General features: G+C 60.3%; 13 protein-coding genes. 9 read left to right on the plus strand and 4 right to left on the minus strand.

Annotated features, from left to right (window positions below):
• The 6 genes from VJR29_02645 to VJR29_02670 form a co-directional block, all read left to right on the plus strand.
• A partial coding sequence (locus VJR29_02645) for a hypothetical protein (protein HKY62292.1) occupies window positions 1–616 on the plus strand: 616 nt, incomplete at its 5' end.
• A 105-nt stretch (window positions 617–721) separates the two neighbouring features.
• A complete protein-coding gene (locus VJR29_02650) occupies window positions 722–2,299 on the plus strand; it encodes a 1-acyl-sn-glycerol-3-phosphate acyltransferase (protein HKY62293.1) in 1,578 nt (525 codons plus the stop codon).
• Window positions 2,296–3,324, plus strand: a complete 1,029-nt coding sequence (locus VJR29_02655) for an NAD(P)H-dependent glycerol-3-phosphate dehydrogenase (GenBank protein ID HKY62294.1) — start codon at window positions 2,296–2,298, stop codon at window positions 3,322–3,324. The genes VJR29_02650 and VJR29_02655 overlap by 4 nt, the downstream gene beginning before the upstream one ends.
• Window positions 3,321–4,253 (plus strand): hypothetical protein, encoded by a 933-nt coding sequence (locus tag VJR29_02660; protein HKY62295.1) that lies wholly within the window; start codon window positions 3,321–3,323, stop codon window positions 4,251–4,253. Before VJR29_02655 ends, VJR29_02660 begins: the two co-directional genes overlap by 4 nt.
• Window positions 4,254–4,351: 98 nt before the next feature.
• Entirely contained in the window at window positions 4,352–5,605 is a 1,254-nt protein-coding gene (locus VJR29_02665) for an outer membrane protein transport protein (protein HKY62296.1), read from the plus strand.
• 23 nt (window positions 5,606–5,628) lie between these two features.
• Window positions 5,629–6,663 (plus strand): hypothetical protein, encoded by a 1,035-nt coding sequence (locus tag VJR29_02670; GenBank protein ID HKY62297.1) that lies wholly within the window; start codon window positions 5,629–5,631, stop codon window positions 6,661–6,663.
• Here VJR29_02670 and VJR29_02675 read toward each other — a convergent pair.
• Both VJR29_02675 and VJR29_02680 read right to left on the minus strand, forming a co-directional pair.
• Window positions 6,629–6,889, minus strand: coding sequence for a DUF493 domain-containing protein (locus VJR29_02675; GenBank protein HKY62298.1), 261 nt, complete (start codon window positions 6,887–6,889; stop codon window positions 6,629–6,631). The two genes, VJR29_02670 and VJR29_02675, sit on opposite strands and share 35 nt — an antisense overlap.
• 44 nt (window positions 6,890–6,933) lie before the next feature.
• On the minus strand, window positions 6,934–8,076 hold the full coding sequence (locus VJR29_02680; GenBank protein ID HKY62299.1) for a hypothetical protein: 1,143 nt from the start codon (window positions 8,074–8,076) through the stop codon (window positions 6,934–6,936).
• Between the two features lie 388 nt (window positions 8,077–8,464).
• Here VJR29_02680 and VJR29_02685 point away from each other — a divergent pair, with 388 nt between their 5' ends.
• Entirely contained in the window at window positions 8,465–9,211 is a 747-nt protein-coding gene (locus VJR29_02685) for a gamma-glutamyl-gamma-aminobutyrate hydrolase family protein (GenBank protein ID HKY62300.1), read from the plus strand.
• 10 nt (window positions 9,212–9,221) lie between these two features.
• Complete coding sequence (gene msrA / locus VJR29_02690; protein ID HKY62301.1) at window positions 9,222–9,698, plus strand: peptide-methionine (S)-S-oxide reductase MsrA; 477 nt, start codon at window positions 9,222–9,224, stop codon at window positions 9,696–9,698.
• On the opposite strand, the gene VJR29_02695 is transcribed toward msrA, so the two are convergent.
• The gene (locus tag VJR29_02695) at window positions 9,695–10,387 is read right to left on the minus strand and encodes a hypothetical protein (GenBank protein ID HKY62302.1); all 693 of its coding nucleotides are present in this window, start codon (window positions 10,385–10,387) and stop codon (window positions 9,695–9,697) included. The genes msrA and VJR29_02695 overlap by 4 nt on opposite strands.
• A gap of 133 nt (window positions 10,388–10,520) precedes the next feature.
• Here VJR29_02695 and VJR29_02700 point away from each other — a divergent pair, with 133 nt between their 5' ends.
• Window positions 10,521–10,670: a hypothetical protein gene (locus tag VJR29_02700; GenBank protein HKY62303.1), complete on the plus strand. Its 150-nt coding sequence runs from the start codon at window positions 10,521–10,523 to the stop codon at window positions 10,668–10,670.
• Between the two features lie 150 nt (window positions 10,671–10,820).
• Here VJR29_02700 and VJR29_02705 read toward each other — a convergent pair.
• The coding region (locus tag VJR29_02705) for a hypothetical protein (GenBank protein HKY62304.1) at window positions 10,821–11,133 on the minus strand (313 nt) is incomplete at its 5' end.

Genomic DNA, 11,133 nt, shown 5'->3' on the forward strand with positions numbered 1-11,133 from the left:
CACCGATCGTTACGAGACGGGGAGTCAGTTGGAGGACGCGGTCGAATTCCTGGTCGAGCACAAGGACCAAATCCTTCTGACCACGATCGACATCGGGGCCAACGATGTCCTGCAAGGGGCGCCGACCTGTTTGCCGATCACCGATCCGGCGGCTCAGCAGGCCTGCTTCCAGCAGCTCTTCCAGGGCATCGGCTCGAACCTCAGCTTGATCACCAGCCCGCTTTTTGCCGCCTCCGACGGGGAGTTCCCGGTGATCGGGATGAATTACTACAACACCTTCTTGAATGCCTGGTTCTTGGGGCCCGAAGGCCAAGCCTTGGTTCAAGCCACGGTGGGTTTGCAGGCGGTATTCAACAACGATGTCTTGGGACGGGTCTACGGCCTGAACGGATTCCCGGTGGCCGACGTGGCCACGGCCTTCAATTCGACCGACTTCACGCCGGTGCCTTTCCCATTGCCGCCGCCTTTCGACATGGTGCCGCTCAACGTGGCGACAGCCTGTCAATTGACCTATCTCTGCCCGCCGCCGAACACCATTCCGCCCAACATTCACCCAAATGTCCAGGGCTACGGCGTCATCGCCCAGGTCTTCTTGGCGGTCTTCAATTCGCTGTAAATGATGGCAGCGGGGCTGAAGCTCCTTGCTACGAGCGCGTGGCGAGGGGCTTTAGCCCCGTTTTTTTCTTCTTGGGCTCAAGCGTTCCGGGGCTATACTTTCTTTATGAAATCGGCCGATCAGAAGCGCGTCGTGGTGGAAGTGGTCGAGCGAGTGCTCCACGACCAGACTCGGGACACCTCCAAGGTGGAGTCCTTGATCTTCGACACTCTTTACGAAGAGCGGCGCCGACTCGAAACCGAAAAAGACCGCAAGAAGGCCAAGGAGGAGGCTCGCTTCTATCGGCGGCTCCAAGAGAAGGCGCTGCGCGGCGGCCATGAGCAGCAGCGCGAGGTCTTGGCCGAGCTGATCCGGCACTTCGCCCAGGAAGTGCTGGGCCATTTCAACGAGGCGATCTACCGGGTGGCCACCCGGATCGTTCCGGTGGGGCTGAACCTTCTCCTCAACACCTTGAGCCCCTTGAAGCTCATGCGGAATTTTCCCGGCGGCTTCGGCAAGCTCGACGACCAAATCTTGATCGAAGGCCACGACGTCGATTTTCAGAACCTTTCCAAGCAGGGCACGACCATTCTGGTGCCGACCCATGCCAGCAATCTCGACAGCCTTTTAATCGGCTATGTCCTTTATCGCTTGGGCCTACCGCCTTTCCTCTATGGGGCCGGGCTCAATCTCTTCCACAACAAGCTGATCGGCTTTTTCATGGATCATCTCGGCGCCTACAAGGTCGACCGGCGGAAGAAGGCGCCGCTCTACATCGACGTCCTCAAGGCTTACGCCGGATATTCGATGGAACTAGGTTACCACAACTTGTTCTTTCCCGGCGGGACCCGCAGCCGGTCCGGCGAGGTCGAAAGCCGGCTCAAGCTTGGCCTGCTGGGCATGGGCCTCAACGCCTATGTCCATAACTTGAGGAACGAGAAGCCGAAGCCGGATATCTTCATCATCCCTTGCACCTTGAACTACCAGCTGGTGCTGGAAGCCGAGACTTTGATCGAGGATTACCTCAAGGAGGTCGGCAGGAGCCGCTACATCATCGAGGACGACGAGTTCTCGCAGATCCGGCGGATCGTCGATTTTCTCTCGGGCCTTTTTTCACTGGAGTCGCGAATCCACGTCGTCTTCTCGCAACCGCTCGACGTCTTCGGAAATCTGGTCGATTCGGAAGGCCGCTCGCTCGACCACCGCGGCCGGATCGTCGATCGGCGAAAGTACGTCGCGGTCGACGGCGGCTACGGCTTCGATAGCCAGCGCGATTTCGAGTACACCCAGGAGCTGGGCCAAAGCATCTTGCGGTCCTTTCATCGCGATACGGTGCTGGGCAGCGTCCAAGTCGTTTCTTATGTCGTTTGGAAGTGGTTGAAGGAAACCAACCCTCGGCTCGACCGCTATCGCTTGCTGCGAACCGGCGGCAGCCAGCCCAGCATGCCGCTGATGGAAACTTATTCCCGCCTCCAAAAAATGCTGAAATGGCTCGGCGATCTGGAGAAGAAAAACGAGATTCGCCTCGACCGGACTCTCCAAGCCGGCGACCCGGTCGCGGTCTTGGGCGAGGCTTTGGCCCATTTGAAGGATTATCATGTCCACCCGGTGCTGGAGCGAAAGGGCGACCGGCTTTTTCACTTCGATAGGCAGCTGATTTTCTATTACCAGAACCGCATGAACGCGGTGGAGGGCAAGCGATGAGCGCTCGGGCCAAAGCTTCCGCCGGATCCGGCACCGAGGCCTTGGTGGTGGGCGGCGGCAGCTTCGGCACCGCCATGGCGACCTTGCTGACCCGCAATCGCCGCAAGGTCCTGCTTTGGGTCCGGCGCGAGGAGCAAGCCCGCGAGATCAACAAGCACCACACCAACAAGAGCTACTTCCCGGAGAAGATGCTGCCGGCCAACCTGCAGGCGACGACCGACTTGGCCGAAGCCATGCGCCGCGTTCCGATCCTCATCGTCGCCGTTCCGACCAAAGGCTTCCGCGAAGTGGCCCGGCAAATCGGCGATCATTTGACCGGCGATCAAATCCTGATCCACGCCACCAAAGGCATCGAGCCGGTAACCTTCAAGCGAATGTCCGAGGTTTTGCGCGAGGAAACCTGCGCTCTCAAGATCGGGGTGATTTCGGGGCCCAACTTGGCCGAGGAGCTGATGGACGGGAATCCGGCCGGCGCGACCGTCGCTTCGCACTACGACGAGGCGGCCCGCAAGGCCCAGGAGCTGTTCCACGGCAGCCCGCTGCGACTTTACGCCGCCCGCGACGTCATCGGCACCGAGATCGGCGGCGCTTTCAAGAACATCATCGCCCTGATGTCGGGCGCCGCCCACGGGCTCGGCTTTGGCGCCAACACCAAGGCCTTGATCGTCACTCGGGGCTTGTCGGAGATGGCGCGTTATGGCGTGGCGCTGGGGGCCGAAGAGTCGACTTTCGGAGGCTTGGCCGGGATCGGCGACTTGATGGCTACCTGCAGCTCGACCTTGAGCCGCAACTTCCGAACCGGGCTGCGTTACGCCAAGGGCGAGAAATTGGAAGAGATCCTCGGCTCCTCTCAGCAAGTGGTGGAAGGAGTCCCGGCGACTCTTGCGGTCCATCAGCAAGCTCAACAACTGGGTTTGGACCTGCCGATGGTGCGGGCGGTCTACGGCGCCTTCTACGAAGGTCGGCAAATTCAGGACTTGCTCGGAGGATTGATGGAGCGGCCGACCGGCCGGGAGAGCTCATGACCCGCCCTTACCCGCTCAGTCTGCGCAATGACCGGCCGCTGCCGCCGACTTACGAGGGGCCGGCCTTTATTTGGGATATCGACAAAACTTACTTGTCGACCCATTTCTCCTCCTGGCGCGGCTTGCTGACGATCCCCCTCGAGCTCTCCACCGACAAGCTGGCCATCCCCGGGATGCCCGAGGTGCTGCGCGGTCTTCGCCGCGGCGCCGGCGAAGCGGTGGCATTGAATCCGATTTATTTCATCTCGGCCAGCCCGCCGTTTTTGCGCTCGTCGATCGAGGGGAAGATGCTGCGCGACGGCGTCGAGCACGACGGCATCACTTTCAAGGATTGGTTCCGGACCTTGCTCGAGCTGCGGCCCGACCGGCTCTTCGAGCAAGTCGGTTTCAAGACCGCGGCCCTGCTGCGCGGCCGGATGGATCGAGTCCATGCCCGCGAATATCTTTTCGGCGACGATTACGAAAAGGACGCCGAGGCTTTCTCGCTTTATGCTTCTTGGCTGCGCGGCGAGCTGGATGCCACCGGCTTGGAGGAGGCCTTGGCGGCCGCCGACGTTCCCGAGGCCGACCGGAGATCGATCTTGCAGGCCGCCCAAGCTCTGCCTGCCAAGCGCGGCGGAGTGGAGAAAATTTTCATTCACCTCGAGCGCAACAGCCCGCCGGAGCGTTTTGAACGTTTCGGATCTTCATTGGTTCCGGTGCGCGGCGCTTACCAGCTGGCGATGGTTTTGGCGCAGGATGGCTTGATCGGCGGCGACACCTTGGCGGCGGTGCGTGAAGCGGTGCGCGCGGCGCCACGATACCGCTATTCGAAGATTGAAGAGCTGGAGTTGGACGCGATGGATCGAGGAATCGTGCCGAAGGAAAAGGTTTCGCGAAGCAAAAAGAAGCACCCTCGAGCCAAGGCACGTCCGGCTCGCCGTTCTTAAAATTGTAAGGGAATGCTCAAGGAAGATGCAATTTTTTTTTGAATTCATTGGGCATTTATTTGTGCATCGTTTATAAATAGGTCCGAAAGGGGGAAGGTATGATCAGTATACTTCGGTATTTTTCCCTTCGTCTCACTTATCTCATCCTTCCAATTTTAATCACGGCACTGGCCGCTCCGGCTTTTGCCAGCAATGGCCTTTTGGTAGTTACCTCCGGTCCCCGAAGCCTCGGCATCGGCGGCGCCGGCGTTGCCTACGATCCGACGTCCAATACCCTCGTCAACAATCCGGCCGGACTCGCCTTCGTCGGCAATCAATTTGACTTGAGCTTTACGGTCGCGTTTCCCAACACTCGGATGGGAAGCTCAGCGGCCCCGGCCGGCAATCCCGATGCCGTCTTCGTCAACGGTTTCGACGACGGCATTCTCTTGCCCACCGGCAGCGCTTCCTTCCGGTTGTTCGGCGACAAGCTGGTGGCCGGCGTCGGAGCCTTCTTCTCGGCCGGCTTCAACGTCGATTTCCCGGTTTCACGCTTCAACAGCGCGATCACCGGCAATCGATATGACCGGTCCGGACGCTATGCTAATCTAAAAATCGTCCCCGGCGCGTCTTATCAGGTCTTGGATAATCTTTCGATCGGCGTGGGCCTCGACATCAACTACGCCTTCTTTCAAACCGACAACGCCACGTTGGCGCCGGGTTTTCCCGAGACGGTCGGCACCAATCGCACCGACAGCGCCTTGGGAATCGGCGGTCGGATCGGCGTTCAATATAAACCGGTCAAGATGCTGAGCATCGGGGCGATGTATGTCACCCGCCAGCACTTTCAGGCCTTCGATCGCTATCCCGACATCCTCGATACCGGCCTCGACCTTCCGCAAGAGGTCATTTTCGGTATCTCGCTCCAGCCGCTCAGCGGCTTTCGGATCCTCGGTGATTTCCGCTGGATCGATTGGTCCTCGGGCTTCCTGGGCCGGGATTTAGCCTTGGGTGGCTTGGAGTGGCGCGACCAATACGTCTTCGCGGGCGGTGCCGAGTATGACTTCGCTCCGAAATTCGATTTCCCGGTCGCTGTTCGGATGGGCTACAACTACGGCCGTTCGCCGATCACGCCGAAGAACGCCTTCCGGAACTTGCTCATTCCGCTGACGATCCAGCATCACTTGACCTTCGGTCTCAGCTTCGACATGAACAAGCATATCGGTATGGATGCGGCCTACGTCCATGAATTCGGGACAGTCATCACCGACGACGGAAGCGGCGGGCCCACCGGCGCCGGCTCTTTCGTCGGAGCTTCGGCCAACGCCTTTTCCATCGGTCTTCGAGGCCGCTGGGGAGGCGAAGACAAATAGCTCGAGCTAAGATTTTCGGCGGATTGGCGGCCCGGTCCGACGATGCGGGCCGCCTCTTCGACATCTTTCTCGTCACTTCCATCGGAACCATCCTCGGCGTCCGAGCCTTCCTTTGGCTGACCGGATACCCCCAGATCGGCGGCGGCCATCTTCACATCGCTCACATGCTATGGGGCGGCCTGCTCATGATGGCGGCCTTGCTTCTCATGCAATCGGTTCTGGTGCGTTGGGCCCGGCACACCGGAGCTTGGATCGGCGGCATCGGCTTCGGCCTCTTCATCGACGAGCTCGGAAAATTCATCACCAAGGACAACGACTACTTTTACCAGCCGACCTTCGCCATCCTCTACCTGCTCTTCGTCATGATCTATCTGGTGGCCCATTCTTGGATTCACAACCAGGGTCTGGCCCCTCAAGAGTCGCTGATCAACGCGGTGGATTACCTCAAGGAGGGTGTGTGGCGGAAGCTCGAGCCCGGCGAGAAGGCGAGGGCGATGCGTCTGGCCGCCGCCGATCCGAGCCATCCTTTGGCCGGCCCGATCGAGGGCATGCTGGACCGGATCGACGAGGGCGAAGCCCGCGGACCGAGCCGCTGGGAGCGTTGCCGGGATTGGGCCAGGCGGAATTACCTCCGGCTCGTGCATTGGAAGGGTTTCGCGACTTCGCTGGTGGTTCTGCTGTGCGGCTCCGCCCTGATCGACATTTTGGAATACCGGCACCGCTTGCCCTTGCTGTGGAGCAATCCCGAGGGCCTGAACTTCGGCGAGCGGGCCGGCATGCTCTCCGGTTTCGCCTCGGCCTTGCTGGTGCTGGCCGGCGCGATCCCCGCTTTCAGCGGGCGACGTTTGCTGGCTTACCGGCTATTCGAAAAGGCGCTCCTGCTTTCGCTCTTCGTCAATCAGGTCTTCGTTTTTGCGCGGGTCCAGGCCTTGGGGATATTCGACTTCGTCTTTACGCTGCTATTGCTGCTTTCGGTGCGGCTGTTGATCCAGGAAGAAGAGGCGGTCCTGGAAGAAGAGGCCGCTAAAGCACCACCGCGACATCGGGGTGGCCCTTGAGCTCGGTGTAAAGCTGGTTCAATTGGTCTTGGGAGGTCGCGTTGATCGTGCAGGTCACGCTGAGGTATTTCCCCTTGTCGCTCGGCCTCAACTCGATCTGGGCGGCGTCGAAGTCGGGTGCATGGCGGAGCACGACGCCGACGACGTTTTGGACGAATCGCGAATGCTTGAGGCCCATGACCTTGATCGGAAACTCACAAGGGAAAATTAGGGGGCTGCCGTTCATTCGTCCAGCCTAACATAGGCTCCGACCGGCGTCATGCGCTTGGGCTAGTTGTTGACGGTCGCTTGCCGGCCGCCGGCCTGAGCAGCATCGGTCAAGGCGAGGCGCTCGGGCGCGAACATGCTGGGATCGCCTCGGCGATGCAGGGCGACATAGCTCTCGGTGCCGCGCCAAGCGAGGTCCAAGGAAAGGTCCTCCCGGACCGCCAGCCGCGCCAGATTGGTCGGGATCGGGGTACTGTAGACCGGACGGCCGGGTGCCGCTTCGGCCATCCCGTTCGCCAAGTTGACGGCGTCGGCACCGCCTTCGCCGTTGCTGCAGGACCACATCAGGATTTGGCCGTCGGGCTCGAGGATCGCGTCGAGGTCGCCCAGATCGCCACTCACCAGGTCCGAGATATCGATGAAATCCTCTTCCCGGCTCGCCACCACCGTTTCCGGTCGGGCCGGATCCGGCCCTTCCAGGGCTAAACCGGTGCGCATGCCGTGTCCGCTGAAGACGACGGTATGAAGCCGGCGATGGACGCCTTCGTGGGCGGTTCGCAGGGCCTCGCGCGCTCCCGCTTCATCGGCCGATTCGAAATAGAGAACGTGGAATCGCCCGCTTTCCATCAGCGAATCGAGCACCGGAAATCCGGTATGGGAGGCGAAAGCGCCATTGTAGTCGGAGGTCGGGCCGATCACCACCGCCACCGGCCGGTCGGGAGTGGTGGTTCCGAGGGTTTCGTGATTGTGCAGCAGAGTCAAGGCGTGGCCGAGGGAGACGATCCGGTCGCCGGCATGGGCGCCAAGGGCATCGAGCCGAGCCCGGAAAGAGTCGTAAGTCTCGCCGTCGGGCGGCAAATGAGGATGGCCATCGGCCCGGAGCCGGGCGATGGCGTCGCGCCAGAGTCGATCCCGCTCGGCACCCGAAACTTTCTCGAAGCGACGATGATAGGCCAAGGCCTCGTCGACCGAAGGCGGCAAGCCCGGAGCTTCGGCCGGGCTTGCCGCCTCCTCGGTTCCAAACAGGTCTTCAAAAGTTTCGAAAGCCTCGGTGACCACTCCTTCCAAGGTCGAGGGCGGGGGGAGCGGCGGTGGGTCGCCGGCCGACCCGCCCGACCACATGGCTTCCAATCGCCGGACCAAGTCGCCATCGAATAGCGAGTGGCGCATCGCGACCGGGCGCTCGACTCGCGGGATTGGCGGCAAGACCGAGCTGTGCGGCGCCGAGTTTTGGCGAGGTCGAGGTTGAGACCTGGAAACTTCCACCGGCGGGAGAGGCTGAGATTGAAGATGGCGTGGGACGATGGGAGAGGTTGGGGTCATGGCGCTCGTAGCGGGCGCCCCCGGCGATATCTTCCTGTTGAGCAATCTTCGTACCAAAAGTGGGTAAAACCCGCAAAATATGCTCGTATAAACATTTGATATTACTATACTTTTTAAAAATTCCGCGGGAGTTTGCCTGTCCCCTAACGGGTGGCTGGAGACGGCAGACCTTTTTGGCTTCCATCCGGGGAGCCGGTTCCTCAGTCTGGAAAAACCGATGACAAGAAAAATTCTTCCGGATTAAATGAAAAAGCTCCGCTGGGAGCCTGCTATGGTCCGAGTGATGGTATGCCAGCATGTGGGATATGAGCTTTTGGGTACGCTCAATCCCCTTTTCAAAGAAGCCGGCATTCGGCTGCGTTACGTGAATTTCGGCCGCTCGCCGGAGGCGCAGCCGGAAGTGGACGGCTACGACGGCTTGGTCCTCCTCGGCGGCCCCATGAACGTTGACGAAGAGGCGCGCTATCCCCATCTGAGCTACGAAGTCCGGATGATCGAGCAAGCTTTGAAGCGCGATATTCCGGTACTGGGCATTTGCCTCGGTTCCCAGCTGGTCGCCAAGGCCCTCGGCTCCAAAGTCGAGCGAAATTTGGTGCGCGAGATCGGTTGGCATGAGGTCGAGCTCAGCGAAAGCGGGAAAAAAGATCCTTTGTTGCGCCACTTCAAGGCCACCGAGAGCCTATTTCATTGGCATGGCGATACCTTCGAGCTGCCGCATGGCGCCGAGCATTTGGCGAGCTCCCGCGATTGCCGGAATCAGGCCTTTCGCTACGGTGACAAGGCCTATGGCTTTCAATTTCACTTGGAATGCGATGAGCCCATGATCGAGCGCTGGCTGATGGTGCCGCAGCACCAAAGCGAGCTCGATTCGGTGAAGGAGCGGACTTGCCCCGAACGCATCCGAAAGGAGACTCCCGACCGTATCGGGAGATTGAAGGAATTGAGCCGAGCCACCTTCGGCGAGTTCTTGAAACTTTTCGGCGAGGAGAAGCGCTTTCGCTGCCCGCCTTCGAGATAAGGAGTGGAAAATGAGCACTGAAAAAGCGATCTTTGCCGCCGGCTGTTTCTGGGGGGTCGAGGAGACTTTCCGCCGCCTCCCCGGAGTGATCGACACGGCGGTGGGTTACACCGGAGGGGAGACCGACAACCCGACTTACAAGGAAGTTTGCACCGACCGAACCGGCCACGCCGAGGCGGTGCAGGTCGAATACGATCCGGAAAAGATCTCCTACGATCGCCTGCTCGAGGTTTTCTGGGCCAACCACGATCCGACGACCAAGGATCGGCAGGGACCGGATATCGGCTCGCAATACCGTTCGGCGATCTACTTTTTCAATCCCGAGCAGGAGAAAACGGCTCGGGCCTCGAAGGAGGCTTTGAGCGCCTCGGGGAAATTCCGCCGGCCCATCGTCACCGAAATTACACCGGCCGCGACCTTCTTTCGGGCCGAGGATTATCATCAGCGCTATTTGGAGAAGCGGGGACTCTCCCACTGCCATTATTAATCGGGCCTATACTTCGGGTCCGGTAACCCGGGATGCTCGGTGACGACGGCTTTGTCCGCCGGATCGGTGACGACGGTGTAAACCTTCGTTGGCCGACCGGTCATTTTGTCTAATCCGACATATTCTTTCGCTTCCGCGACCCGCACGTAGTTCCCGTTGGATTGAAACACCGGGCGAATGCGGCGAGCTTTCTCAACCAAAAGATCTCGGTCGATGTGCGGAAAGAAAACACTCCGATCGAGCGGCAGATCCACCCAAGCATGTCTTTTCCGAATGTGAGCTCGGGCCTCGGCCGAAACGTGAAGCTCGGGACCTAGAACCCGAAGCTTGGCGGCCTTCGGGAGGTTTTTCAGCTGGACCATGGCAATCGCCGCCAAATCGTCCAGCGGGAAAGTGGGAGTGGCCGTAGCCGCCAAGAGGCTCAACTCGTCGTAATCCATTCCGGTTATTTTTTTCAATTGGCGGTCGGCGGCCGCCGGGGTTTCGAGCAGAAGTTGGGGAATGTCATGGAAAATTCTGCCACCGGCATTGGCCACGACGTTGGTCGCGAAAGCCAGCGAGCCAACGACGTCGTTGGCTTGGGCCAGCAGCGGATCGAGGAGCTTTGAATCGGACCGCCAACTCGGCGCATGGGCGACGTCCCAGGTGTCGCCGGTGCGGCCGGTGAGGGCATATCGGCCATTTTCCAAGCGCCGGAAGAGGGCGCCCATGGAATAGGGAGCGGGGGCTGGCGAAGCTTGATCCGGCTCAAGCGGTTCCGGTTGGGCCGGTGGCGGCGAAACCGGAGTTTGCGGTTGGATAGGGGAGCAGGGGGCGGTTTGAATGGAGTTCATTCCTCAGGGCAATGCAGGCTTGATGCCAAGGCCTGAGCCAGGTTCAATCGACTTTGGCCTCGATGCTGAAGAAAATCTAGATCTCTCAATCCATGACCTGAAGATCGATGATTTTCCCCCTTTGAAAAAGGGGGATTAAGGGGGATTTACAGCGGTCGCTGGAAGACAAAAGCTTGGAAATCGAATCCCCTGCCTTGCAATGGCTGCCAAATCCCCCCAGCCCCCCTTTTCAAAGGGGGGTAAGATCGTGATTCGAAATCGAGACTCAAGACCCTTCGCTCGATCGATTCTACTCCAAAGCATCCTTCTTCGGATCGGGTGGCGCCGGAGGAATCGGCTGCAGGAGATTGGCGGCCGGGGTGGCCGCGGGTTTGGTCTCGGCCGAGGGGCTTGCCGCCGGCGTGGCGGCCGGCGTCGCGCTGGGCAGGCTCTCGCTTGGCACCGCTTCGGGCATGGCCGTTCCGGCGCTGGGGACTTCCTTCAGGAAGCCGCCCGGCGATCCCGCGACGTTCTTTTCCACCGCCGGCTGTTCGAGCCACAGCCCCAGCCGGGTCGGCCTCAGCTCGGCTTGACGGGCGACGAAGGCCTTGAAAGCTTCGCTG

The sequence above is a fragment of the bacterium genome (genome assembly GCA_035281585.1).
Classification (GTDB): domain Bacteria; phylum UBA10199; class UBA10199; order DSSB01; family DSSB01; genus DATEDP01.